The sequence below is a fragment of the Arthrobacter sp. Ha26 genome (genome assembly GCF_059091705.1).
On sequence record NZ_JBNHGX010000002.1, the window covers coordinates 352,248 to 376,513 of the forward strand.

Below are 24,266 nucleotides of genomic sequence, written 5' to 3' on the forward strand. Positions count from 1 at the left end.
CGCCCGGTTACTGCCCGTTTACTGCCCGAACCGGGGCCAGCGGGTTCCTGAGCCGTCCGGCCATCTGCAGGCCGCCGGAAGGATCGGCCAGGTCCAGCATCTGCTGGTTGTTGCGCAGCTGGAGCCGGTTTAGGCAGGACAGTTCAAAGTCCTCCGCGAAGAGGTCATGGCGGGCAAACTGGGCGGCAAGTTCCGGGTGCTGCGCCTGGTAATCCCTGATGCTGGCGGCAGCGGTGCGCCAGAACTCCTCCTGGCTGACCTTGCCGTCCTCCGCCAGGAGCGCTGCGAGGAAGCGGAAGATGCAGTCGAAGATGTCCGTGAAAATGGCCAGCACCTTCTCCCCATCCGGGATGGCCGCCTTGATCCGGGACACCTCGTCCGGAAGGTCCAGCCTGTCCCCCATCACCACGATTTCCTCGGCAATGTCCTTCATGATGGCCCGCACCGGAACGCCGTCTTCAAGGACCAGGATCACGTTCTCGCCGTGCGGCATAAAAGCCAGCTCGTATTTGGACAGGCAGTGCACCAGCGGAACCAGGTAGGCCTCGAAGTACCGCCGCAGCCATTCCCCGGGGGCCAGCCCGGACCGTTCAATCAGGGCGGACACCATCGGCGTTCCCTCGCCATCCACGTGCAGGAGCGCGGCCATGGTGCACAACTGCTGCCCGTCCTTCAGCAGCGGCAGAGGGCTTTCGCGCCACAGGGCAGAGAGCATTTTCCGGTACGGCGAACCCTTGGCGGAGGCGGCCTCGTAGTACGCGTTGTGGTAGCCGAGGGCAGCGAGCTCGCCGATCATGGTGAACCCCCGGCTTTGAAGGGCAGCGTCGGACCCGATCAGGTTCCGCAGCCAGTCGTTGATGGCCGGCGTGGCCTTCATGTACTCCGGCGACAGCCCGCGCATAAAACCCATGTTCAGCACGGACATGGCCGTTTTGACGTAGTGCCGGGTTGGGGCAGTGGTATTGAAGAAGGTCCGGATGGACTGCTGCGCCTGGTAGCTGTCCGTCCCGGTACCCAGGTGCACAATGCGTTGCCGGGCAATCTCGGCTGCAAAGGTGACGGTGAGCTTGTTCTGCCACTGCCACGGGTGAACCGGCATCAGGAAATACTGGTCCGGGCTGAGGCCCTGCTCCCGGAGCCCGGCGTCGAAATCCCCCAGCAGCGGACCCAGCTCAGCGTCCAGGTGCGCCCGGTAATCCAGCCCTTGCGTTGCCGTGAAGACAGCATGGCTGCGATGGACGGCAATCCACTCCAGCTGCACAGGCGCGCCGGTCTCCGGCGCGAAGGCGTGGTAGTCATCGATGCCGAAACCGAGGCGCCCGTTGTTGGCCACAAAGCAGGGGTGGCCTTCGGTCATGCTGCGTTCGATGGCCTGGAAGTCCACCGCCGGGTCCAGCCCGCCGGTGACTCCGGCCGCCAGCTCGGCGGCGGAGGGTTGGCCTGCCCACTGCTTGTAAGCGTGGCTGGCCAGGGTGCTGCTGATCTCCTCCAGGTAGACCGGGAGCATCTGGAGGTTGATGCCAAGGGTGCCGTGGAACACCGTGATGAACTCCAGGACGTCCAGCGGCTCTTCGACGCCGTCACGGAAGCAGTGGATGGAACCGGCGTCGATGGACCAGTGGTCGAGTTCCAGGATGCGGGCGTTGAAGCGGTATTCGAGGATGCCGTCGTCGCTGCAGACCCGGTAGTTCCCGGCCTTTTCGTCCAGGGGCTCCGGGGCAAGGATCCGTTCGTGCGAGAACTCGGCGAGCGCCTTCCGAAGCAGATGCCGGTTCGCGTTGTCCCACAGGTGGCCGGTGAGGTGCGGGGCAGCGACTCTTGCGGGGAAGGCTGCGGCAGGAAAGGCGGTGCTGCCAACAGTGGCGGCGGTTTCGAGGTGGACAGTCACAGTGAGGCTCCCTGGGCGATGGGTGTGGAAAGAGTGTCAAGTGCGGCGCGGGCGGCAAGGTAGCCGGAGCGGCTGCAGAAGCTCAGCAAGGCGTCCTTGTCCGGGAGGGTGACCACCCCGGCAGGCTGGAAGCCAAGCCGTTCATTCAAGGCCTGGATCCTGGTGTTCCGCGCGTCGGGCTCCACCACGATCCGGTCTACATCCGGTTTGGCGAACAGGTGGTCCAGGACTGCGTCCATTACAGCGGTGGTGTAGCCGGGTACCGGGGCGTTCGGCGGCGGCGCCACCAGCAGGTGCATCCCCACGTCCCCGGGCAGGACTGGATATACCGCGGCCAGCGGCGAGGACGCGGGAAGGTACTCCTCCATCAGGAAGGCGGGGACGCCGTCGTCGAGCCCCAGCAACGCCTGGTGGTGGCCGCTGGACTGGATCTTCGTGTATTCCTCCTCCACGTCCTCCACGCTGGCGGAGAGCATGCCCCAGAACGAGGCGTACGGCCGGGTCACCCAACTATGGAGGAGCGGAGCGTCGGTTCTGGCGTCGAGGTGCCGGAAGCTAAAGCTCATGCCGGCACCCCCGCCGGCGTCTCCGTTGGCGCAACAGGGGCCGCAGCGGCCTCCGCCGTTGCCGGGACGTTTGCCGGCGCCCCGAACTGCTGGAAGGCAATTCTGCGCTCCACGGGGTACACCTCGCGGCCGGTGACGCCCCGCAGGATGCAGGAGTTGCGGTAGGCGCCCATGCCCAGGTCAGGGGTGGCGAATCCGTGGGTGTGCAGCTCCGCATTCTGGACGAAGATTTCGCCGGGTTCGACGCCGGTGCTGTAGTTCCGGTCCACGGCGAACCTTCCTGCGCTGTCCCGGGCGATGCGGTCCTGTATACCGGCCAGGAATTGGGGTTCCCGGTAGCTGTAGCCAGTCGCCAGCACCACGGCTTCGCTGTCCAGCGTGTAGGACGCCCCCTGTTCCCCGTGCTGCAGGTGGAGGGTGTGGGTCCGGGCCTCAGGTTCCCACCGGGCGCCGGTCAGCGTGGAGTGCGTCAACAGCCGGGTGTCCACCATGCCGGAGATACTCCTGGCGTAGAGCAGGTCATAGATGGCGTCGATCAGGTCTGAGTTGATGCCCTTGTAGAGGTTTTTCTGGGTCTTGTTGAGGTGGTCACGCTGCGTCTGCGGGAGGCCGTGGAAGTAGTCCACGTACTCGGGCGAGGTCATCTCGAGGGTCAGCTTGGTGTACTCCAGCGGGAAGAACCGGCCCGAGCGGGTCACCCAGTTCAGCTGGTACCCATGGGCGTCCGCTTCCTGCAGCAGCTCGTAGTAGATCTCGGCAGCGCTCTGGCCGCTGCCCAGGATGGTGATGCTGCGCTGCTGCTGGAGTTCCGCCTTCCGTGGCAGATAGTCGGCGTTGTGGAGGACCACTCCCCCTTGGCCCGCTGCTGCGTCGGCCATGATGCCTGCCGCAGCCTCCGGCACATACGGAGAGGTGCCCGTCCCCAGCACCAGCCTCCGCGCCAGCAGTACGTCCGGCCCCTCCGGGCCGGAGACGGAAAGCCGGTACACGCCGTCGTCGTGCGTTATCTCCAGCACAGCTGTGCCAAAACGGACGTTGGGCAGCTGCCCGGCCACCCACTGGCAGTACTGGTTGTACTCTGCCCGGAGCGGGTAGAAGTTTTCCCGGATGTAGAAGCGGTACAGCCTCCCGGTCTGCTTGAGGAAGTTCAGGAACGAATAGGGCGAGGTGGGGTCGGCCAGGGTGACGAGGTCCGCCATAAAGGGAACCTGCAGGTGGGCCGGCTCCAGCATCATGCCCGGATGCCAGTCAAAGGATTCCCGGCGTTCCAGGAAGACGCCATCCAGCCCTTCCACCGGCTCCGCTAGTGCGGCCAGGCCCAGGTTGAAGGGCCCGACGCCGATGGCGGCGAAGTCATGGATCCTGCCGCTGCCTGTAGTTCGGTTATCGGTGCTCACGCGGATACCTCGCTCTGCAGCAGCCCGGCGCCAGTGGAACGCAGGATGTCGATGATCTGGGCAATGTCCTCGAGCGTGGCCTCGGCGTTGAGGAGGGTGAACTTCAGGTAGTGGCGGCCGCCCACTTTAGTGCCCGCAACCACCGCTTCCCCGGAGGCGAAGACGGCGGCGCGGATGGCGGGGTTGAGGGCATCGGCCGCGTCTTCGGAGAGGCGCTCCCCGCCTTCCAGCCGTGGCCGGTACCGGAATACCAGGGTGGACAGCTGCGGCGCTGCAGCGAGTTCAAAGTCGTGGTCCGCGGCGAGGAGCGAGCCCACGCGGCCGGCGAGGTCGATGGCTTCATCGAAGAGGGCGCCGATGGCGTCCGCTCCCATGATCCGCAGGGTGAGCCACAGCTTTAACGCGTCGAACCGGCGGGTGGTCTGGATGCTTTTGTCCACCTGGTTGGGGATGTCCGCGAGCGCTGCGCTTTCCGGATTAAGGTAATCGGCGTAGTAGGTGATGTGGCGCAGCATGGTCCGCTCGCGGACCAGCAGCGCGCTGGAGCTTACCGGCTGGAAGAAGGTCTTGTGGAAGTCCACCGTGACCGAGTCCGCGAGCCGGGTTCCCTCCAGGAGATGCCGGTAGCGGCCGGAGACCATCAGGCCGCCGCCGTACGCGGCGTCGATGTGGAACCACGCGCCGTAGGCCCTGGCAAGCGCTGCGAGTTCTGCGAGCGGGTCCACCGCGCCGAAGTCGGTGGTGCCTGCGGTGGCCACCACGGCCATGGGGGTAAGGCCGGCGTCGCGCGCTTCCGCCATGGCTTCGGCGAGGGCGGCGGGGTCCATGCGGTGGTCGCCGGTGCAGGGGACGGTGATGACGGCGTCGAATCCCAGGCCCAGCATCGATGCCGACTTCTGGATGCTGAAGTGGCTGTCCTCTGAGGTGAAGATCCGCAGGGTGTCCAGCAGGGCCGGCAGCCGGAGTCCGGTGCGGGCAGGATCCCGTCGCAGTCCTGCGACGGCGTGGTTGCGGGCAATGAGCAGGGCCTGGAGGTTGGACTGGCTGCCGCCGGAGGTGAAGATGCCGTCGGCCGCATCGCCGAGGTGCAGCCGGGCGGCCGCCCAGTCGATGAGGTGACGCTCGATCATGGTGGCCCCGGCGCTCTGGTCCCAGGTGTCCAGCGAGGAGTTCACGGCGGAGAGGATGGCCTCGCCCACCAGCGCCGGAATCACCACGGGGCAGTTGAGGTGGGCGGCGTACTTGGCGTCGTGGAAGTAGATAGCGTCACGCAGGTACACGTCTTCGAGTTCCTGCAGCGCTGCTGCCGTGTCCGGCAGGGGTGCTTCCAAATCCACCGCTCCCACGCGGGCCTTCAGCTCCGAAGGTCCGACGCCGGTGAACGGCCGGGTGGTCCGCTCCAGTTTGGTGGCCACAGCCGTGACGCCCTGCAGCACCTGGGCCACGTAGCGGGGTGAGTTGCGCGCGTTGAGCAGGTGGTTGCTGGCCGCGAGCGCGAGTTCGACCCGGGAAGCGAAATCGTGGTCCCGGGGGTCCTGCCCGCCTCGCGGTTGGTCCACGTCCAAATCAACAAGGTGGGGCATCAGCGGCACTGGTCAGTCCTTCGGTCGGAGATTTCACGTCAGTTGCAAAGGTAAGCCTTACTTAGGCGAGCCTTTTAATCAAACTTTTGTGATGTATTTATCCGAACGCGCGGAATCCCGCGGTTTTGCCGGCCCCTACCACGTCATTGACTGGCGCCGCGCGCTCCTCCTGCTGCACAATGTCCGCCCATAAACCGTCCTGGAGCTTCGGAGCGGGACAGTAGAACGTGGGGCTAGGGTGGGGTTACGGACAAACGGGCAGGCCGCAGGTCCACAAGGGGGAAGATGGAACAGCCAGGGGGCACGATCGGATTCCGGGAAGTGGACCGGGACGGCAATCCAGTGAGCACTGAACTGCAGGTGGCAGCGGGAGATCAACCGCAGAGCCGGTTCACCGATGGCGTGAACCCGTTCATCATCGTGCTGTGGATCCTTGCCGCCACCCTGGTGGCCGGCGGAGTCGGGAGCTTCCTCAGCGCCAACGTCGCAATGGGGCCCTCAGGCGGATCAATGCCGCTGTCCTTTGTCGTTTTCACCTTTGCTCCCCATGCGGTTCTGAGCGGAATCATCGCCGTCATCGGCCTGCTGTTCTGGCACGCGCACCAGTGGCAGCGCCGGCGCGGCCAGGAGCCACGGAGGCCCGTTTGACGGGGCGCTCATGTGACCTGGGGAACATCCGGATTTGTTTCCCGATTAGTAAGCATGCTTTTCTTATGGGGTAAATGAACCTCCGCAAGCAGCTGCGGCGGGGCTGCCAACGCCGGCAGGACCGTAAGAAGCCCAAGGACCGACCATCATGACCACCGCTACCGAAGACCAGCTCCAGGCCGCCCTCGAAACGGCAGCAGGGGGAAGGGCGTCCGCGAGCTCCTTCCGCCCGGTGGACGTGGGTCTGCTGGAAACGCTGAATTCAAAAGTGCATTGCCGGACGCCGATGAAGCGCGTGGATCCGAATGAGACGCCCCTCTTCCAGCCGGTCCAGGTTGATGGTGCAAAGATGGTCGCCACCGGCTCCTCGTCCGGTGTCGGACTGTTGCCCGCCAGCGTGGAGACCTACCGCTGTGCCTGCGGCTTCACCATTGATGTCCCGGCAGCAGCGGAACACGCCCTCGCCAGCTAACCTGCGGGCGCCCTCGCCGCCTCCACCGCCTGCCGGGTATCCTCCAGCACCAGGTCCGCGTTGATGGCGGCGGCCGCTTTCAGTCCGGCGGCCGCCGCCATCATCACCTGGGCTGACACATCCGTGGCATTCCCCGCGGCCCACACCCCCGGGCAGGACGTCAGCCCTGATTCATCGGTCTGCAACCGGGTGCCCGGCCCCTCCTCCAGACCGTCCGGTTCCAGCCCAAGGGCCTGGAGCATATTTGCCCTGCTGACAGTCGCCGGGCTCACCACCAGCACCTCCAGCGGTACCGCCGAGCCGTCGTCGAGCATGACCGCCCCCAGCTTGTCGTCCTGCACCACCAGGGAGCGGACCTTGCCGGCCACCACCTTCACGGACCGGGCGTCCAGCTGTTCCCGCTGGCCAGGGGTGGGCGTCAGTTCGCCGTTGAGCAGGAGCGTCACGTCGCTGCTCCACTGCCGGAAGGTCAGGGCCTGGAGCACGGCATGGGAGTCGGAAGCGAGCACTCCCACCGCCTGGTTCCGGATCTCCCAGCCATGGCAGTAGGGGCAGTACAGGACGTCCCGGCCCCAGCGCTCGCGCACGCCCGGCAGGTCCGGAAGCTCATCCTCAATGCCCGAGGTAATCAGCAGCCGGCGTGCTGTGCAGGTGGAGCCGTCGTCCAGCGAGAGCACAAAGTTGCCTTCCGCACGGGCCGCGGACGTCACCAGGCCGGTCACAGCGGTGCCGCCATAGCCCTCCAGCTCCGCGCGTCCGGCAGCGAGCAGTTCCCGGGGACTCACCCCCTCGCGTGTCAGGAAGCCGTGCACGCCATCCGCCGGCAGGTTCCGCTGCGCGCCCGCGTCAATCACCAGCACTGAGCGCAACGCCCTGGCCAGGGCCACTCCGGCGCTCAATCCGGCCGGCCCGCCGCCGATGACGGCGACATCAAACAGTTGCTCGAGGTGGTTCATCCCCGATTCCTTCCCGGTGTGCGCAGCAGCCCAGAAGCGTGCGCGGTCACGAATGCGCGCGCCTCCTGCAAGACACCGCTGGGAAGGAATTACCCGGCTCCGGCGCACAATAACGCCTGGCCCGGGCCTGGACTGGATGGCAGGCCGGAAGGAGCAGAAAATACCGGTCCCGGCCTAGGCTCCCAATCCCGTCCTGGCAGGCCGCTCGGGCCAGTCGACGCACTGTTCGTAGCCCTCATGCTTGCGCAGGTACGCGGAGATGAAGGGGCAATGCGGGATGATCCGCTTTCCTGCCGCCACCACGTCATCCAGGGCGAAGTGGGCGAGCACCTTGCCCAGGCCCTGGCCTTCGAACTCGGGAGAGGTTTCGGTGTGGCTGAAGTCGATGTGGCCGGGCAGGTCCCGGTAGAAGGACTGGACGGCAAGTTTGCCGCCCACATGCAGCTCGTAGCGGCTTTGCGCATCGTTTCGCCGCATTGAGACGTCGGGGGTGAACCTATCCTCGGCGGACATCATGTTCTCGGTCATGGTTCGACACTGGCACTACTTCACGCCGCTGGCAATGCCCGGCTGCCCCCTCCTGCGGCTTCCCTTCGGCGTGGACCCGGCAGGGCTGCCCGTCCTGTCCCCCCTTCCATCCAGCAACAGGACTGCCGCGGCAAAGGACAACGCCCCGGCCCCCAGCAGTCCCGGCGTGAGCCCGCCCAGGGCCGCGGCAGTGGCGGGAAGGAAAACCAGCACGACGGCGGCAGATACGGCAGGCCGCCGGCCGCGGAAGGTGGTGGTCGGCGTTGGCCGTTCCTCAAGGCGCCCGACGGCGGCCACCACCGGCAGCAGGAGGAGGATCAGCGCCAGGAGCACCACAGGCCTGGACCACCACCACGCGGCGGTACCGGAGGCGGGCTGCGGAAGGGGGGTGAGGAGGAGCAGGCCGGACATTCCCACCAGCAGCGGAAGGTGCCAGAGGTACACAGTCAGCGAGCGGGCTCCAAGGGCGGACAGCAGGGCCTGCACCCACCCCAGCGAGCAGAACCGCGCCAGCGGGGGCCTGGCACATTCCAGGATGGCAGCCTGCGCAATGCCCAGCAGGAGCAGGGTCAGGTTTGGTGGATTAAGGTTTACGAGCATGTTTCCCGGGTACAGCCCGAGGCCCGTTACGAGACCCAGGACAAGGTTCGCCGATACCGCGATCCCCAGCAGCCCCGAACGTGAAATCCTGCCCCAATATCCGTCCGCTGTGAAGAAGCCGATCTGCTGTACGGCGCACCACAGCAGCACCAGGTTGCCGTACGCCAGAGAAGGCAGCACGCCCCGCAAACAGTCCACCGCCACCACCAGCGCCGTCAGGGCTCCCATGGTGAGCCACGGCGCGCGGGTGTGGCAGGCGGCCAGCAGCGGGATGTTCACCTGCGCCGCAAGATAGGCGGCCAAAAACCACAGGGGCATCGCGGCGCCCGCCGCCATCAGCTGCACTGCCTGCGGATGCACTCCCAGCAGCCCGGCGCCCCAGAGGGCCAGGAACATCACCGCGAGCAATACGGTGGCGGGCCGGACCAGCCGCAGCAGCCGCAGCCGGGCGAACTGCGCTGCCGTGCCGCCCCGTGCCTTGAGCCGCCGCCAGGACTGCAGGCCGGTGGCGCCACCGGCAACAAAAAACAGCGGCATCACCATAAATATCCAGATGACGGGCACAAACCAGTCCTGCTCGGCGAGGGTGTTGTGCGTGGTCACCGTACCGTCCGGATGCTGCACCGGGCTGACCATCATGCAATGGCCCACCACCACCAGGGCCAGGCAAAGGAACCGGGCAAGGTCTATGACGGGGTCACGGCCGGTTGCCGTACCGGGCAGAGGGGATGTCCCGTCCCTGACGCCGCTCACCATGCCACCTCACGGAAGTCGTCGCTGCTGACAGCTCCATTGTCCCCCCGTGGCGGTTCCTGATTAAGGCTGCCCGGGGACGTCAGGACATCAGGAGGGCGGCAATACCGAGTACGACGGCGAGCAGGGGCGTGGCGCCTTGGACCGCTGCGGGGCGGAGGTACTTCCTGCCCGTTCCGGCGAGGACTGCGGCGGCCAGCACCATGGATCCGCAACTGCTGAAGACCAGCGTCCAGCCGGCCACGGACTGGGCCGATCCCTCAGCGCCCAGCGCAGCACAGCCAACCCCAATGAACGCTCCGATAGCCAGGAAGAGGTTGTAGAAGCCCTGGTTGTAGGCGAGCGGCCTGGTGGTTTCGGCGTCGGCCTGCGAATTTACGCCAAAGCGCTTCCACGTGGCCGGCCTGGTCCACGTGACCGACTCCATGGTGAAGATGTAGACGTGCAGCGCGGCGGCCAGGAAGGCAAAAAAGAGGGAGGCCAGGACCATTGCCTGATCCTAGCCTCCCCTGCGGGGGTCTGCGGCCTTAGCGGGTGAGCGTGGCCAGCGTGGCGCTGGCGAAGCTGCCCGCGGACTGTTTCCAGTGGGCCAGGAGCCCTTGGAGGTTTTCACCATCGGCCCGATGCGCCGGCAGCTGGTCCTGAAGCGTGGCCAGGACGCCGGTGCGGAGCTCGGTGTTGAAGTTGACCTTGCCCACGTTCATGGACGCCGCCTTCACCAGCTCCCCGGCAGGAATGCCGGAAGCGCCATGCAGCACCAGCGGGAGGTGTGTGCGCACGGCGATGTCCTGCAGCACGTCCCAGCGCAGTTGCGGCTCGCCCTTGTACTTGCCGTGGACATTTCCGACGGCGACGGCCAGCAGTTCCGCGCCGGTCCGGGACACAAAATCCTCCACCTGTGCCGAATCGGTCAGGCCGGCCGTTGATACGCCGGACAGGTCGGCGCCAAAGGCGCGGTCTTCGTCTCCGGCCAGGCCGCCCAGCTCTGCTTCCAGCACCACACCGGGTCCCAGCAGCCTGCGCGCTGCCAGGACCAGCGCAATGTTCTCCTCAGAGGGAAGGGACGAACCGTCGGCGAGGACGGAGTCCGCCCCCGCCGCCACGGCGTCGGCCATAACCTGCAGGTCCATTGCATGGTCAAGCTGCACGGCAACCGGCACGGCTGCGGCGTCCGCAAGGCCGCGGAGGGCCCCAATGAGGCGCAGCCCGTTGGAGGTGGCGGCTGTTTTCGGGGCTACCAGCAGGATGACTCCGCGGCCGGCTTCCTCCGCCGCGGCCACCACGGCCAGGGCAGTGGTGAAGTCGTAGCAGGTGAAGGCCGGTACAGCAGAGCCCTGTTGGAGGGCGGAGGTGACCAGGTGGTCGAGTCGGGTGCGCATCAGACGCCCAGGCCTCCCACCAGCATCCAGGCCACGAAAGTCAGCGCGAACCCGGCCAGGCCCAGGATGGTGGTGAGTACCGTCCAGGTTTTGAGGCCGTCGGAAACGGTGAGTCCGTAGTAGCGGACCACTGTCCAGAATCCGGCATCGGTGACGTGGGACAGTCCCAGCGAACCGAAGCCGATGGCGATCACGATGACCGCGATCTGCGCCGGGGTGTACCCGCCTTCCGCCACGGCGGAGGTGAGCAGGCCCGTAGTGGTGACGATGGCAACCGTGGCCGAACCCTGCGCGGCGCGAAGTGCCAGGGAGATGACGAAACCCAGCGCGACGACGGGCAGGCCCAAGTGGTCCAGGGTCTGGGACAGGGCGGCACCGATGCCGGAGGTGCGCAGGACTTCACCGAATACGCCGCCTGCAGCAACCACCATCAGGATGGACGCGATGGGAGGCAGCGCGCCTTCGAAGATGTCACCGGTTTCCTTCAGCGACCAGTTCCGGCGGACTGCCAGCAGGAAGAAGGACAGGGCTACGGCCATCAGGAGTGCGAAGAACGGGTTGCCCACAAAAGCGGCCAGGCCGTACCAGGAGTTGTCCTTCGGAATGGTGAGCGTGCCGAGGGTGCCGAGCAGGATCTGCACGATAGGGGCAGCAATCAGGAAGATGATCAGTCCGGGACGCGGCGGTGCGATGGCGGCAGCACCGGGGCCATCGTGGCCCACCTTGATCAGGGCGTCAGAGCCGAACTCCTCAACCTGGGCCCTGACGGATGGGAGCAGCTCGTAGTCCCTGCGGTTCATGATGCCGGCTACCCAGTAGGACAGGAAGCCGAGGGGGATGCAGATGAGCAGCGAAATGAGGGTGATGAGTCCGATGTCCGCGCCAAAGACGCCCGCGCCTGCCACGATGCCGGGATGCGGCGGGACGGCAACGTGGATGGAGAGCATGATGCCGGCCATGGGCAGGCCGAACTTGACCGGGTGCACCTTGGCGATCTTGGCGAAGGCGTACACGATGGGGACCAGGACGATGACGCCGACCTCGAAGAACACGGGGATGGCTACGAGGAAGCCGACGGCGGTGAGGGCAACGGCCACCCGCTTGGCACCGAGCTTCGCGGTGAAGTGGGCGGCAAGCGACTGGACGCCGCCGGACACCTCAATCATGCGGCCCAGGACGGCACCGAGGGCGATCAGCAGCGCAACTTTACCCATGGTGCTGCCCACGCCGTTGGCCACAACGGTGAAGACGTCCTTGAGCGGGATCTGGGCGGCAACGGCCACCAGGATGCTCACTGTAAGCAGGGCAACGAAAGCCTGAATCTTGAAGCGGATGATCATCACCAGCAACACGGCAATGCCAAGGGCGGCGATGGTCAGCAGCAGCGGGGTGCCCAGCTCCACTGCGGGTTTGATGGCTGGAGCATCAGCCGCCCGCACTATGAGGGGGTTGATCAGGTGATTCATGACGGGTGTCTCCTTTGACGGGCCAGTCTTCCGGAAGACGGGCAATCAGGCGCTGTTTTTTCCAGGGGGAAACGCTGGAGGTACGACGACGGCGGAGGGGGACCGCCGTCGTCGTACGTTTTCGGGGTGCTTGCTACTTGGTCCGCTTGCTGGGGGCGACAACCTTGATGACGGCTGAGTCATCGGCGGCTGCGAGGCCCTGGGCCTGGCCCAGGAGGTAGAGCTGCTCCGCCGCGGCAGCAACGGGAGTTGCGAGGCCGGCGGCGCGGGTGGCTTTGCCTACGATGCCCATGTCCTTGACGAAGATGTCCAGGCGGGACAGGACCTCAGCGCCTTCCTCCTTGTAGGCCTCGAGGATGCGGGGGCCGCGGTTGGAGAGCATGAACGAGCCCGCGGCCCCGGCTTCCAGGGCGGCGAGGGTTTTGGCCTGGTCCAGTCCCAGCGCATCGGCGAGGGCCATGGCCTCGGCGGCGGCTGCAATGTGGACGCCGCAGAGGAGCTGGTTGACGGTCTTGAGGGCTTGGCCGTCGCCGGGCTTGTCGCCCACGACTGTCAGGGTGGAGGCCAGGAGCTCCAGTGCGGGGGCTGCCTTTTCCCGGGCTTCCGGGGAAGCGCCGACAACGATCAGAAGATCGCCTTCACCGGCGCGCTTGGGGCCGCCGGACAGCGGGGCGTCCACGAGCTCAACGCCGTATTCGGCCAGCTCGGCGACCGTTGCCGGGATGGCTTCGGTGCCTACGGTGCTGCCGAGGATGACGACCGCCCCGGCTTCCAGGACGGAGGCCACGCCGTTCTCGCCGAAGAGGACATCGTTGAGCTGTTCGCCGTTGCGGACGGCCAGGAGCACGGCATCGGCGCCCTTCGCCGCTTCGCGGGCGGAGGCGAACGTGGCGATGCCTGCTTCTTCAGCAAGCTTCAGGCGGGGTTCGGCGATGTCGAAGCCGTGGACGGTCAACTGGGAGGCCAGGCGGGTGGCCATGGGCAGGCCCATGGCCCCAAGGCCCAGGACGGTCACGGTGTAATTGCTGGTCATGGTGTTCTCCTTGAAATTGGCTGGGCCCACGCGGGCGAGGGCCCAGCCGGAGCTTGCGAGGGTTGGGAGCCGGTGGGGTACTAGAAAGTGGTGCTGAGCTTGCGGGTGACGTCGGCGAGGGACTGGTCATCGCCCACGTTGCCGGCGAAAACGATGTACGGAATGCCCTTGGCGAGTCCGTCCACCGGTTCCCAGAGCGAAACGATGCCCGGGAGCATGGGCCCGCGGACGATTGCGTGTCGGATCTCCAGGCCGTGGGCGGCAACGTCGGAGGAGGTGATCCCGCCCTTGGCGATGACGAACCGCGGCGGGAAGGTCTTGAGCGTCCGGTTGACCACGGCCACGACGGCGGCCGAGACGGTGCGCGCGATCCGCAGGCTCGCGGCGGGACCGTCGGTCTTGATGAGCAGCCGGCTGGTGTGGACGATGACCTCGCCGCCGCGGAGGGCTTCGACGACGCCGTCCACGATCTGGTCCAGGTAGGCGTCAGCGGCGGTCTCGGTTTCGGCGGCAAGCAGCTTCTCGACGTCGATCTCCACAATGCGGGCAGCGCTGTGCTGTTCAGTCAGGGCCTTGAGCTGGCGGGTGGTAACGCCCACGTGCGAGCCGACGACGATGAGGCCGCCCGCCTCCGACGGGGTGTTGCCGGCGTAGGCTTCGGCACCGCTCAGTTCTGTCCGGATTTCCTGGCCGATCCGGGCCCGCACGAACGGCGGACCCACGCGGTAGAGGAGCTTCTTGCCGCGGCGCTCGGATTCTTCCAGACCAAGGGAAAGGGCGCGGAGGTCGTTTTCGGTGACGATGTCCGCCACGATCGGATTGGAGTCCGTGGCGGCTTCGATGGCGTCGGCGATGGCGTTCGCGCTGATCCTCGCGGCGGCTGCGGCATCTCCGGCAACTTCCGCCGCCGCTCCGGCGCGGATGGTGTTCAGATCCAGGACAATCACGGACTCGGCGGCGAAGCGTCCACGGGACTTCTCTGCCACGTAGTCAGCCATGACGGAGGTGGTGAAGCCGAAGGTGGCGTCCTTGGCGAATTCCGTCTCGGACACCCGGGTGAGCGTGCCGGCTGCCTCGCCCGTGCCGCGCATGTAGTGGATACCGCCGATGGTGACCCGCCCGGCGTCGGGGAAGGCTGGAACCAGCACCACGCCGTCGGTCTTCTCTCCGCTGGCATCTGCAACGGTGGCGGTGATGACGTCCGGCTCCAAAGGATAGTGGCCGCGGAGGGTGGAATCGCTGCGGCTGACAAAGCCCAGCCGCAGTTTCTCAGGGGACCCGGCGGCGGCGAGGGCGTTGCGCACCACTTCCTCATTGCGGGCGGCGGCTTCTGCGGGGTCGAGGCTGCGGGTGTTGGTCAGCACGTACACGGCAGGCCCGGCTTCGGTCTGCTGGATGTGGCCGAAGGCCCAGATGAAGTCCTCAACCTCCCAGCGGGTGAGCACCGGCAGATCTGCCACGGACTGCGTTCCGGTGGGGTCGTCGTCGAGCACCACCAACACGCGGGGAGTCTCCGCGTTGGAGGCAGCCAGGGTATTGGCCACCAGTTCGGCGGGAATTCGGACTTCGGCCGGATAGGCGGCCAGAACGTCTGCTTCAAGCGTCACACTGCACTCCATTGTGTATGAATCCGGGCAGCGGATTCTGATGTAATAGCAACTGTAAGATGTCTGACATCTTGCATCTGAAAGCCAGTGTGGCACAGGACATAAAGACGCGCAAGTAGACTTGTCTGACATATCCGCAAGGGCAATCATGGGGGCAGCAATGGCAAGGAAGTCGCTGGTAGGACAGGTGGCCGACGAACTCCTCGACCGCATCATTGCGGGGGAATTTCCGCCCGGTGCCACCGTTCCCGGTGAGCACGAGCTCAGCGCCAGGCACGAAGTCAGCCGGATGACCGTCCGCGAGGCCATGAAAACGCTTGAGGCGCAGCGGATCCTCAGTGTGGAGCGTGGCCGCGGCACCTTCGTGAACCCGCTCAACCGGTGGGCTTCACTGGAGGCTGTCCTGAGAGCTGCTTCAGAGGGCAAAAACGAAGCAGAGGCTTCAGTCCAGCTCATCGAACTGAGGCGCATGCTGGAAACCGGGGCCTGTGAGCTCGCGGCCGGACGGATCGCTGACGCTGATATCCAGGTGCTCTTCGGCCATGTGGCCGCTATGCGCGCCGCCCACGAGGTCAATGACGTTGCCGCGTTTGTGGAAGCGGACCTCGCTTTCCACGACCTGATCCTGCACTCCTCCGGGAACGTTTTTGTGGCCGTCCTCTTTGAACCGCTCCACCGTGTCCTGGAAAAGCGGCGGACCGAAACGTCAGCCGTGCCCGAGATCCAGGTGCACGCCATCGGTCATCACCAGAACATTGCCGAGGCGCTGGAATCGCGTGACGCTGCCCGGTCGCGGGAGGCCATGGACGCGCACATGCAGCAGACCCTGGACGACCTCAAGAGCCTGGTCCTCGAGGCGAAGTAGCACTCAGCTGTCGCGCGGAACATCGCGATAAAGGCTGGTCAACGCAATTGGAGTGCCATTAGTCTTCAAGAACGGCCCGCAACCGGGAGCCCGAAAGGCAATCACGAGGAGCGAACTTGTCCAACCACACATACAGCATTTCCGAAATTGTCGGCACGTCTGATCAGGGGGTGGACGACGCCGTCCGCAACGGTATCGCCAAGGCCTCCCGGACCCTGCGCAACCTCGACTGGTTTGAAGTCAAGGAGATACGCGGGCACCTGGAAGAGGGCAAAGTTGCTGACTGGCAGGTAACCATCAAGCTCGGTTTCCGGCTCGAAGAACAGTAGTTCCCGCCCAACTGACTCGCAGCAGGCGTCGCCAAATCGTATTTTGACGACGTTAACTGCGAGTCAGTTGGCGTTTAAGCGGGGCTAGTTGGCCGAGACAGTGCCTGCTGAACGCCGCCGCCATACGGTGGGGACGCCGTCGAACGCCGGAAACACGTGGCCTTCGAAGAAGGACAGCACTGTGTGCGGGTCCTGGTCCGGGCTCCAGAGGCCGGACACCGGGCAATGCGAGCCGGTGGCGGTGGAGGGAGTGCCGGCCGGCGCTGCCTGGCGTTCCTTGAGCAGTGCGATGCGTTTCATCGTTGAGACCATCCTTGGGTAAGCAGTTGTGCCTCCAGCCTAGGAAGGCGGCCGCAGCTTCCCAATGGGCTCGTGGCCAGAATCAGCGCCCCCGGCTGGCCAAATGTACAGCCTGAGGCCAGGGCATTTACTCCCCGCCCTCCACCACGGCGGCCGGAGTGTCCGCAGGAATAATGTGCGGCTCCCCAGCTGCCCCCGCTGCGCCGAGGCTGCCCAGCAAAGCAAGGGCATCCGACGACGGCGAACCGGGCCGGGCGGAATAGACCCTGAGCATCTGGTCGGGGTCGTCCGGGAGGACAAGGCTTTCAAAGTTCAGTTCAAGGTCCCCGACGGCGGGGTGGTGCAGGCGGACTGTCCCCGCCGACCGGCTCGCCACGCGGTGGCCCGCCCACCATTGCCGGAAGTGCTCGCTGTTGACTGCCAGTTCACCTACCAGCTGGTTGGCCTGGGCGTCATTGGGGTGCCGGCCCACGTCGAGGCGCAGTGCCCCTGCAGCTTCCGCTGCCACGGTCTTCCAGTCGCGGAACAGCTCCCGCGCAGCGGGGTCGAGGATCAGCCAGCGGGTCAGGTTCCTTTCCGCCGGCGGCAGTGCGGGGAAATCAGCGAAGAGCAGGAAGGCCAGCGGGTTCCCGGCCAGCACGTCACTGCGCCGCCCCAGCACCATGGCCGGCACATGGCCCACGGCTTCCAGCAGATGGCGCAGTGCGGGGCGGACTCCTTGGGCCGGTTGCCCCGCGGAACGCGGTGCCGCGGCGCAGTGCTCCAGCAGGTCCATCATGTGCGCGTGCTCGCTGCTGCTCAGCCGAAGCGCCCCGGACACGGCGTCCAGCACCGTGCGCGACGGGTGGATATTCCGTCCCTGTTCGAGCCGGACGTAGTAGTCCGTGCTGACTCCGGCCAGCCGGGCCACCTCCTCGCGCCGCAGCCCCGGCACCCTGCGCGAGCCGGACGGGGCTCCGGCACCAACGTCCTCCGGACTCAACCGGGACCGCATGGCTTTGAGGAATTTTCCGAACTCGGCGCTTTGACCCATGCACACCATTGTGACCCGCCCGGGACGCCGGGTTCTACAACGAAGGTAGGACTGCCAGTCCTAGGAAAAACAAGATCAGCCAGACTTACTGACATCCCGGGCGAAAGTGCATAGGCTCAATAGCAAGCTAAGCGGAAACCGCTTTCTTATGGTCGAGCCCACGGCACCCACTCCGCACTTCCACCCCTGCACTTTTCAAGGAGCCACCCCATGTCAGAGCTGACACTGAACAACGGCATCACCATCCCCCAGTTGGGTTTCGGCGTATTCCAGGTACCGCCGGAGGAAACCCAGCGGGCCGTGGAGGACGCACTCGAGGCGGGTTACCGCCACATCGACACCGCAGCCGCCTACCGCAATGAGGCCGGGGTGGGAGCAGCGCTAGCAGCTACCGGCATTGCCCGCGGGGACATCTTCGTCACCACCAAGCTCCGCAACGGTGAACAGGACCGGGCCCAGGCAGCATTCCAGAACAGCCGCAAGGCACTCGGCCTGGATTACGTGGACCTGTACCTCATCCACTGGCCGGTCCCGTCCCAGGGGCTGTATGTGCAGGCCTGGAAAGAGCTGGAGCGGCTGTACGAAAACAACGAGATCCGTGCCATTGGTGTCTCCAACTTCCTCGCCGACCATCTGGACCATCTGCTGGAGTCTGCCGAGATCGTCCCGGCCGTCAACCAGATCGAGCTCCACCCCAGCTACCAGCAGGCAGAGTTGGCGGACAAGTGCAGGAACCTGGGCATCGCCGTGGAAGCCTACAGCCCGCTGGGCCGCGGCGCCGACTTGAACGGGAACGCGGTAACCGCTATCGCCAATGCCCACAACGCCACCACTGCCCAGGTAGTCCTCGCCTGGCACCTGGCGGCCGGAAACATCGGTATTCCCAAGTCCAGCCAGGCTTCCCGGATCCGGGAAAACTTCGCGGCCTCGACCCTGACGCTTTCCAGCGACGAGATCGCGGCCATCACAGCCCTCGAATCCGGCGCCCGCCTCGGCTCCGATCCCGCTGTCGCCTCCTTCACCCAGATGTAGCCGGTTTAGGCCAGCCGGGTCGGTATCGACAGGCTCAACCACCGGCCAGGCAGGCTCAACCACCGGCCCGGCAGCTGTAACACCGAAAGGATCCACCAATGCAGTACACGCACCTTGGCCGCTCAGGCCTGAAAGTCTCCCGGCTCTGCCTGGGCACCATGAATTTCGGCCCCCAGACGGAGGAAGCCGACGCGCACAGCATCATGGACTCGGCGCATGGGAACGGCATCAACTTCTTTGATACCGCGAACGTGTACGGCGGCGCCGGGCACCGCGGCTGGACCGAAGAGATCATCGGCCGCTGGTTCGCCAAGGGCGGCGAGCGCCGTGAGCACACGGTGCTGGCCACCAAGCTGTACGGCACCATGACGGACCGTCCCAATGAATCGAAACTCTCCGCGCTGAACATCCGCCGCGCCCTGGATGCCAGCCTGAAGCGCCTGCAGACGGACTACATCGATATCTACCAGTTCCATCACATTGACCGGGACACTCCCTGGGACGAGATCTGGCAGGCCATCGACGTCGCCGTACAGCAGGGCAAGATCCTGTATTCGGGCAGCAGCAACTTCGCCGGCTGGCACATCGCCCAGGCCCAGGAAGCTGCCCGGCGGCGGAACTACACCGGCCTGGTCAGCGAGCAATCCATCTACAACCTGTTTATGCGCCAGGTGGAACTGGAGGTCATTCCAGCCGCCCAGCAATACGGGCTCGGACTGATCCCCTGGTCCCCGCTTCAGGGCGGACTCCTGGGCGGGGTGCTGAAGAAGGAGCGGCAGGGTGTCCGGCGGACCGAGGGCCGCGCCGCCGAAACGCTCAAGAAGCACCAAGACCAGATCCAGCAGTTCGAGGACTTTGCCGATGACCTGGGCCAGGAACCCGGTGACATCGCCCTGGCCTGGCTGCTGCACCAACCCGCGGTCACGGCACCCATCGTCGGGCCGCGCACCCAGGAACAACTCGACGCCGCCATCCGGGCCCTGGACGTCACGCTCGACGCCGATGCCCTCAAGCGGCTCGATGGCATCTTCCCCGGGCACAAGCCGGCACCGGAAGACTACGCGTGGTGAACCCACTCGCCCGCGAAGCCAATACAGTGGCGCCGAAAAGCTTCCTTTTCATCGGCGGCACAGGCGTCATCAGCGCGGCGGCCGCACAACGCGCCGTCGCGCTGGGACACCGGCTGACCATCCTCAACCGGGGCCACTCCACCAGGCCGGTCCCGGATGGGACAGAAGTGCTGCACGCGGACGTCCGTGATGCGGCAGCCGTCCGGGAGGTACTGGGCGGAAGGGAATTCGACGCCGTCGCAGACTTCATCTCCTACACCCCGGAGCAGGCGCAGACCAGCCTGGAGCTGCACCGGGACCGGGCTGCCCAGTACGTCTTCATCAGCTCGGCGTCCGCCTACCAGAAGCCGCCCACCCGGCTGCCGATCCGGGAATCCACGCCGCTGAAAAACCCCTTCTGGCAGTATTCACGGGACAAGATCGCGTGCGAGGAGCTTCTCTTCCGGGCCTACCGCGAGCAGGACTTCCCGCTCACTGTGGTCCGCCCGTCGCACACCTACGACCACACCAAGATCGCCATGGTGGGTGGCTGGACGGACATCCACCGGATGCGCAGTGGTCTACCGGTCATGGTCCACGGCGACGGAACCTCACTGTGGACGCTCACGCACACCAAGGATTTCGCCAAGGCCTTCGTCGGCCTGCTTGGAAGGCCGCAGGCGGTGGGCGAGAGCTACACCATTACCTCGGACGAATACCTGCCCTGGAACCAGATTTATCGGCTCTTTGCCCGGGCAGCGGGCGTCCGGGAACCGGAACTTGTGCACGTTGCTTCCGAAACCATTGCAGCCCATGACCAGGAGTTGGGTTCCAACCTCTTGGGCGACCGGTCCCATTCGGTGGTCTTTGACAACACCAAGATCAAATCCCTGGTCCCGGACTACGCCGCCACCATCCCGTTTGCGGACGGGGCCCGGGAAATCGTCGAGTGGCACGACGTTCACCCGGAGCTGCAGCAGGTAAACGAGGCTTACATGCAGCTCTCCGATAAGCTCACCAGCTGGGCGCGGCAGGGCGCCTGAGGCCCTCCAGCGCGCGGACCGCAGGTGACCGACGGCCTGCTGCCCCTCGAAATCACCGGAATGGTGTGGGGACGCTGATCCTGATCAGCCTCCCCCCCACCATTCCAGAGTCTCCGGCAGCGAACGTGTTTTACAACGTTCTAAATACCCTTCGCAGCACCTAAAAACAAGCCTTGCGCCTACCCCTACCCCACCCCTAAGTTGTTGGGGAAGCGTTTTCCCGTTCCAAAATTGAAAGGATTCACTGATGAGTCCACGCCGTATCCCTGTGCGCCTACTGTCCGTCGCCGCTGTCAGCGCCGCCCTCACGTTTGGCTGCCTGGCAGCCCCGGCCACCGCCGTCGGCCCTGCTCCCAAGCCGGGAGCTCCCGGCGTCCAACTGGACCACCTGGACCGCGGCCTTGTGGCTGCCAAAACGTCAGAAGGGGTGTTCCTCAGCTGGCGCCTGCTCGGCCATGAGGCCACCGGATCCTCCAGCACCGGCCTCACCGGTACCGACTTCACCGTCTACCGGGATGGCCAGAAGCTGGCAACCGTCACGGACAGCACCAACTTCCTGGACACCGCCGGAACTGCAACCTCGGAGTACCAGGTGCGTGCCGTCGTCGGCGGCGTTGAGCTGGACCGCAGCGCCACAGCCACGTCCTGGGGCGGCAACTTCAAGGACATCCCGCTGAAAAAGCCAGCCGACGGCGTGACCCCCGCCGGCCAGGCCTACACCTACGCCGCCAACGATGCCTCCATCGGCGACGTGGACGGCGACGGCCAGTACGAATTCGTCGTCAAATGGGACCCGAACAATTCCAAGGACGTCTCCCAAGTGGGCTACACCGGCAACACCTACGTGGATACGTACAAGGCGGACGGGACACTGCTGCACCGGATCGACCTGGGCGTGAACATCCGCTCCGGTGCCCACTACACCCAGCTCCTGGTCAATGATTTCGACGGCGACGGCCGCGCCGAGATGATGATGAAGACCGCCCCGGGAACGAAGAGCACCAACTTCAACGCCGACGGAAGCGTCGCTGCGGAGAACTTCATTTCCCTGCTGCAGTCGGACATTGATGCCGGCTTCTCCAACTCGGACGACTACCGGATGAGCGCCGGCGACTACTACCAGCACATGGTGAAGACCTTCCAGGGCTGGACCGAGCACCCGGAAGTGAAGTCGGGCAAATGGCCGGCCACGCTGGAGGAAGCGTTCGGCATCGCGCCGAAGTACACATACCCGTTGTCCCAGGCGGATGCGGAGGCCCTGACCGACTACTTCATGGACGTCTATGCGCCCTCCCGCAGTGCCCGAAACAATCTGCGCGCTTTTGAGGGCTTCATTGTGTCCGGCCCGGAGTACCTCACGGTCTTCGAAGGTGCCACAGGCAAGGAATTGAAGACTGTCGCGTTCACGCCGGACCGGCACGACGACGGCCTCATGTGGGGCGATTACGCCATGGCCCGCATCGAGCCGGGAAACCGCGTGGACCGATTCCTGGCCGGCGTCGCCTACCTGGACGGCAAGAAGCCGGCCGCGGTCTTCGCCCGCGGCTACTACACCCGCAGCACCCTCGCCGCCTACACCTGGGACGGATCCAACCTCTCCCCCGAGTGGAACGTGGACTCCGGCTGGACGCCCATGACCAACCCGTTCAACGACAGCCCGCATGGCCGCGACGGCACTGACACGGAGTTCGGCAAGCTCACTACGCAGGGCTTCCACTCCCTCAGCGCCTCGGACGTGGACGGTGACGGCAAGCAGGAGATCGTGTACGGCTCGGCAACCATCGACGACGACGGGTCGCTGCTGTACAGCTCCTTCGACACCCTGCCCGCAGGCAGTGCCGCACCCGGCGAAGAGGTGCGGCTGGGACACGGCGACGCCATGCACGTGACCGATATCGATCCGGCCCGCCCGGGCAAGGAAATCTTCAGCGTCCACGAAGGAGCCGCCTACGCACCCTACGGCTACGCCATGCGCGACGCCGCCACCGGCGAGGTCCTGTTCGGCGCCTACTCCGGCAAGGACACCGGCCGGGGAATGATCGGTGACGTTGATCCCGCTGTCCCGGGCATCGAAAACTGGGCCATCGGCATGCAGTCCGCTGCCGGCGACCGGCTCTCCGCCACTGCTCCCGGCACCAACATGAGCATCAAGTGGGCCGCGGACATGACCACGCAGATCGTCAACGGCTCCGGCGACCAGACGCCCACCATCGATGACTGGAAGCGCAGCCGGCTCCTCACGGCCACTGATACGCGCACCAACAACGGCACCAAGGGCACCCCCAGCCTCGTGGCGGATGTGGTGGGCGACTGGCGCGAGGAATTGCTGGTACGGACCGCCGACAGCTCTGCGCTGCGCATGTATCTCAGCACCGAAGTGACCCACCACAAGCTCTACACCCTGATGCACGATCCGCAGTACCGCGCGGAGGTTGCCCGGCAAAACACTGCCTACAACCAGCCCGCCTACACGGACTTCTACTTCGCCTCGGACATGGACTTCGGCGACGTTCCCTTGCGGGCGGCATGGCTGCCCGGCAGTGTGAAGGCGCTGCAGCACGTGCTGGAAGACCTGGTGGAGTCCGGAGACGTGTCAGGGCCTGTTGGCAGCCAGCTGACGGCGGGAGTGCAGCAGGCAACGAAAGCCGTGGAAGACGGTGACGCCGGCAAGGCAGCGCAGGCGCTGCAGCGTTGCGTCGATTTCCTCGGCCAGCAAAAGGGCCCGGACAAGGTGTCTGATGCTGCCCGGGTATCCCTGACGTACAACGCCGAAAATATTCTGTGGGCGTTTGAGGGCCAGGACCGCCGATAAAGGAGAGACTGTTGGAATGACACTTGCACCGCTGATCAGACTCAACGACGGTTACTCCATCCCCCAACTGGGCCTTGGCACCTGGCCGCTGGACGACGATCAGGCGGCCACAGCCGTCGTACAAGCCTTGGAATCCGGGTACAGGCACATCGATACTGCCGTGAAGTACGGCAACGAACGCGGCGTGGGGAACGGGGTCCGGGCCAGCGGCGTGGACCGTGGAGAACTGTTCATCACTACCAAGCTTGATGGGCAGTACCAGGGCAAGGACCGCGCCATTGAGGGGCTGGACGGCGGACTGGAACGGCTGGGGCTCGACTACGTGGACCTGCTGCTGATCCACTGGCCGCTTCCGCAGCGCGATGAATATGTGTCCACGTGGAAGACCTTCGAGCGGTTGCAGGCGGAGGGCAAGGTCCGTTCCATCGGTGTTTCCAACTTCAAGCCGGCCCACCTCGAGCGGCTGATGGCCGAGACCGGGGTGGTGCCGGCGGTCAACCAGATCCAGCTCAGTCCCGCCATTACGCGGGTGGCGGAGCGGGAGTTCCATGCAAAGCATGGAATCGTCACGGAGTCCTACAGCCCGCTGGGAGGTTCCGGGGCCAGCCTGCTGGGCGCCCCTATCCTCACCCAACTGGCCGAAAAGCATGGGAAAACACCCAGCCAACTGGTGCTGCGATGGCACATTCAGCAGGGTCTTGTAACAATTCCGAAAACCTCTGATCCGGACCGGATGAGGGAGAATCTGGACGTCTTTGATTTCGCCCTGGATCCGCAGGATCTAGCGGAATTAGCCATCCTCGACGAAGGGCTTGGCGCGGGCAATGATTCCGATGTAACCGGGCACTGAAAAGGGCCTGAACTGCGCTTTTCGTTATCTTTGGGGTTGGCAAACGGATAGTAAGCATGATTACTATTGAGGCAGAA

At 65.5% G+C, this 24,266-nt stretch carries 22 protein-coding genes and 1 pseudogene; 9 read left to right on the top strand and 14 right to left on the bottom strand.

What is annotated here, in order from left to right:
• Positions 1-7: 7 nt before the first annotated feature.
• From AC5RVY_RS07175 to AC5RVY_RS07190, 4 genes are read right to left on the bottom strand one after another with little or no spacing between them, the layout of a single operon-like run.
• On the bottom strand, positions 8-1,888 hold the full coding sequence (locus AC5RVY_RS07175) for an IucA/IucC family protein (RefSeq protein WP_493954013.1): 1,881 nt from the start codon (positions 1,886-1,888) through the stop codon (positions 8-10).
• Positions 1,885-2,454, bottom strand: coding sequence for a GNAT family N-acetyltransferase (locus AC5RVY_RS07180; RefSeq protein WP_493954014.1), 570 nt, complete (start codon positions 2,452-2,454; stop codon positions 1,885-1,887). Before AC5RVY_RS07180 ends, AC5RVY_RS07175 begins: the two co-directional genes overlap by 4 nt.
• The gene (locus AC5RVY_RS07185; protein WP_493954015.1) at positions 2,451-3,851 is read right to left on the bottom strand and encodes a lysine N(6)-hydroxylase/L-ornithine N(5)-oxygenase family protein; all 1,401 of its coding nucleotides are present in this window, start codon (positions 3,849-3,851) and stop codon (positions 2,451-2,453) included. The genes AC5RVY_RS07180 and AC5RVY_RS07185 overlap by 4 nt, the downstream gene beginning before the upstream one ends.
• The gene (locus AC5RVY_RS07190; protein ID WP_493954271.1) at positions 3,848-5,434 is read right to left on the bottom strand and encodes a pyridoxal phosphate-dependent decarboxylase family protein; all 1,587 of its coding nucleotides are present in this window, start codon (positions 5,432-5,434) and stop codon (positions 3,848-3,850) included. Before AC5RVY_RS07190 ends, AC5RVY_RS07185 begins: the two co-directional genes overlap by 4 nt.
• 285 nt (positions 5,435-5,719) lie before the next feature.
• On the opposite strand from AC5RVY_RS07190, the gene AC5RVY_RS07195 reads away from it, so the two are divergent.
• Positions 5,720-6,082, top strand: coding sequence for a hypothetical protein (locus AC5RVY_RS07195; protein ID WP_493954016.1), 363 nt, complete (start codon positions 5,720-5,722; stop codon positions 6,080-6,082).
• Between the two features lie 148 nt (positions 6,083-6,230).
• Positions 6,231-6,554, top strand: coding sequence for a hypothetical protein (locus AC5RVY_RS07200; RefSeq protein ID WP_493954017.1), 324 nt, complete (start codon positions 6,231-6,233; stop codon positions 6,552-6,554).
• Here the strand turns inward: AC5RVY_RS07200 and AC5RVY_RS07205 are convergent.
• From AC5RVY_RS07205 to AC5RVY_RS07240, 8 genes and pseudogenes are all read right to left on the bottom strand, one after another.
• Positions 6,551-7,510, bottom strand: a complete 960-nt coding sequence (locus AC5RVY_RS07205) for an NAD(P)/FAD-dependent oxidoreductase (protein ID WP_493954018.1) — start codon at positions 7,508-7,510, stop codon at positions 6,551-6,553. The two genes, AC5RVY_RS07200 and AC5RVY_RS07205, sit on opposite strands and share 4 nt — an antisense overlap.
• A gap of 174 nt (positions 7,511-7,684) precedes the next feature.
• A complete protein-coding gene (locus tag AC5RVY_RS07210) occupies positions 7,685-8,038 on the bottom strand; it encodes a GNAT family N-acetyltransferase (RefSeq protein WP_493954019.1) in 354 nt (117 codons plus the stop codon).
• Between the two features lie 15 nt (positions 8,039-8,053).
• A complete protein-coding gene (locus AC5RVY_RS07215; protein WP_493954020.1) occupies positions 8,054-9,394 on the bottom strand; it encodes an acyltransferase family protein in 1,341 nt (446 codons plus the stop codon).
• 79 nt (positions 9,395-9,473) lie between these two features.
• Positions 9,474-9,881: a DUF1304 domain-containing protein gene (locus AC5RVY_RS07220; RefSeq protein WP_493954021.1), complete on the bottom strand. Its 408-nt coding sequence runs from the start codon at positions 9,879-9,881 to the stop codon at positions 9,474-9,476.
• Between the two features lie 37 nt (positions 9,882-9,918).
• Entirely contained in the window at positions 9,919-10,770 is an 852-nt protein-coding gene (locus AC5RVY_RS07225) for a class II fructose-bisphosphate aldolase (RefSeq protein ID WP_493954022.1), read from the bottom strand.
• Complete coding sequence (locus AC5RVY_RS07230; RefSeq protein ID WP_493954023.1) at positions 10,770-12,236, bottom strand: GntP family transporter; 1,467 nt, start codon at positions 12,234-12,236, stop codon at positions 10,770-10,772. The genes AC5RVY_RS07225 and AC5RVY_RS07230 overlap by 1 nt, the downstream gene beginning before the upstream one ends.
• A gap of 220 nt (positions 12,237-12,456) precedes the next feature.
• Positions 12,457-13,269: pseudogene (locus AC5RVY_RS07235) on the bottom strand (NAD(P)-dependent oxidoreductase); the annotation flags it as partial.
• A gap of 80 nt (positions 13,270-13,349) precedes the next feature.
• Positions 13,350-14,876, bottom strand: a complete 1,527-nt coding sequence (locus AC5RVY_RS07240) for a four-carbon acid sugar kinase family protein (RefSeq protein WP_493954024.1) — start codon at positions 14,874-14,876, stop codon at positions 13,350-13,352.
• Between the two features lie 160 nt (positions 14,877-15,036).
• Here AC5RVY_RS07240 and AC5RVY_RS07245 point away from each other — a divergent pair, with 160 nt between their 5' ends.
• Both AC5RVY_RS07245 and AC5RVY_RS07250 read left to right on the top strand, forming a co-directional pair.
• Positions 15,037-15,741 carry a FadR/GntR family transcriptional regulator gene (locus tag AC5RVY_RS07245; RefSeq protein ID WP_493954025.1) on the top strand — a complete coding sequence of 235 codons (705 nt, stop codon included), beginning with the start codon at positions 15,037-15,039 and terminating at the stop codon, positions 15,739-15,741.
• 116 nt (positions 15,742-15,857) lie between these two features.
• On the top strand, positions 15,858-16,070 hold the full coding sequence (locus AC5RVY_RS07250) for a dodecin (protein WP_493954026.1): 213 nt from the start codon (positions 15,858-15,860) through the stop codon (positions 16,068-16,070).
• Positions 16,071-16,154: 84 nt separating this feature from the next.
• Here the strand turns inward: AC5RVY_RS07250 and AC5RVY_RS07255 are convergent, their stop codons facing one another.
• On the bottom strand, positions 16,155-16,370 hold the full coding sequence (locus AC5RVY_RS07255) for a hypothetical protein (protein ID WP_493954027.1): 216 nt from the start codon (positions 16,368-16,370) through the stop codon (positions 16,155-16,157).
• A 127-nt stretch (positions 16,371-16,497) separates the two neighbouring features.
• Positions 16,498-17,403, bottom strand: coding sequence for a helix-turn-helix domain-containing protein (locus AC5RVY_RS07260; protein WP_493954028.1), 906 nt, complete (start codon positions 17,401-17,403; stop codon positions 16,498-16,500).
• Between the two features lie 210 nt (positions 17,404-17,613).
• Between AC5RVY_RS07260 and AC5RVY_RS07265 the strand changes: the two genes are divergently transcribed.
• The 5 genes from AC5RVY_RS07265 (at position 17,614) to AC5RVY_RS07285 (ending at position 24,189) form a co-directional block, all read left to right on the top strand.
• Complete coding sequence (locus AC5RVY_RS07265) at positions 17,614-18,435, top strand: aldo/keto reductase (protein ID WP_493954029.1); 822 nt, start codon at positions 17,614-17,616, stop codon at positions 18,433-18,435.
• Between the two features lie 98 nt (positions 18,436-18,533).
• On the top strand, positions 18,534-19,505 hold the full coding sequence (locus AC5RVY_RS07270; protein ID WP_493954030.1) for an aldo/keto reductase: 972 nt from the start codon (positions 18,534-18,536) through the stop codon (positions 19,503-19,505).
• Positions 19,499-20,527: an NAD-dependent epimerase/dehydratase family protein gene (locus tag AC5RVY_RS07275; RefSeq protein ID WP_493954031.1), complete on the top strand. Its 1,029-nt coding sequence runs from the start codon at positions 19,499-19,501 to the stop codon at positions 20,525-20,527. The genes AC5RVY_RS07270 and AC5RVY_RS07275 overlap by 7 nt, the downstream gene beginning before the upstream one ends.
• Before the next feature lie 247 nt (positions 20,528-20,774).
• Entirely contained in the window at positions 20,775-23,339 is a 2,565-nt protein-coding gene (locus tag AC5RVY_RS07280; RefSeq protein ID WP_493954032.1) for a rhamnogalacturonan lyase, read from the top strand.
• Between the two features lie 16 nt (positions 23,340-23,355).
• Positions 23,356-24,189: an aldo/keto reductase gene (locus AC5RVY_RS07285; RefSeq protein ID WP_493954033.1), complete on the top strand. Its 834-nt coding sequence runs from the start codon at positions 23,356-23,358 to the stop codon at positions 24,187-24,189.
• The last annotated feature ends 77 nt before the right edge of the window (positions 24,190-24,266 follow it).

Coding starts and splice junctions, on each gene's coding strand:
- AC5RVY_RS07180 (WP_493954014.1), bottom strand. CDS start 2,454: ATGAGCTTTAGCTTCCGGCACCTCGACGCCAGAACCGACGCTCCGCTC.
- AC5RVY_RS07190 (WP_493954271.1), bottom strand. CDS start 5,434: ATGCCCCACCTTGTTGATTTGGACGTGGACCAACCGCGAGGCGGGCAG.
- AC5RVY_RS07195 (WP_493954016.1), top strand. CDS start 5,720: ATGGAACAGCCAGGGGGCACGATCGGATTCCGGGAAGTGGACCGGGAC.
- AC5RVY_RS07200 (WP_493954017.1), top strand. CDS start 6,231: ATGACCACCGCTACCGAAGACCAGCTCCAGGCCGCCCTCGAAACGGCA.
- AC5RVY_RS07205 (WP_493954018.1), bottom strand. CDS start 7,510: ATGAACCACCTCGAGCAACTGTTTGATGTCGCCGTCATCGGCGGCGGG.
- AC5RVY_RS07210 (WP_493954019.1), bottom strand. CDS start 8,038: ATGACCGAGAACATGATGTCCGCCGAGGATAGGTTCACCCCCGACGTC.
- AC5RVY_RS07215 (WP_493954020.1), bottom strand. CDS start 9,394: ATGGTGAGCGGCGTCAGGGACGGGACATCCCCTCTGCCCGGTACGGCA.
- AC5RVY_RS07220 (WP_493954021.1), bottom strand. CDS start 9,881: ATGGTCCTGGCCTCCCTCTTTTTTGCCTTCCTGGCCGCCGCGCTGCAC.
- AC5RVY_RS07225 (WP_493954022.1), bottom strand. CDS start 10,770: ATGCGCACCCGACTCGACCACCTGGTCACCTCCGCCCTCCAACAGGGC.
- AC5RVY_RS07230 (WP_493954023.1), bottom strand. CDS start 12,236: ATGAATCACCTGATCAACCCCCTCATAGTGCGGGCGGCTGATGCTCCA.
- AC5RVY_RS07245 (WP_493954025.1), top strand. CDS start 15,037: ATGGCAAGGAAGTCGCTGGTAGGACAGGTGGCCGACGAACTCCTCGAC.
- AC5RVY_RS07255 (WP_493954027.1), bottom strand. CDS start 16,370: ATGAAACGCATCGCACTGCTCAAGGAACGCCAGGCAGCGCCGGCCGGC.
- AC5RVY_RS07260 (WP_493954028.1), bottom strand. CDS start 17,403: ATGGGTCAAAGCGCCGAGTTCGGAAAATTCCTCAAAGCCATGCGGTCC.
- AC5RVY_RS07265 (WP_493954029.1), top strand. CDS start 17,614: ATGTCAGAGCTGACACTGAACAACGGCATCACCATCCCCCAGTTGGGT.
- AC5RVY_RS07270 (WP_493954030.1), top strand. CDS start 18,534: ATGCAGTACACGCACCTTGGCCGCTCAGGCCTGAAAGTCTCCCGGCTC.
- AC5RVY_RS07280 (WP_493954032.1), top strand. CDS start 20,775: ATGAGTCCACGCCGTATCCCTGTGCGCCTACTGTCCGTCGCCGCTGTC.
- AC5RVY_RS07285 (WP_493954033.1), top strand. CDS start 23,356: ATGACACTTGCACCGCTGATCAGACTCAACGACGGTTACTCCATCCCC.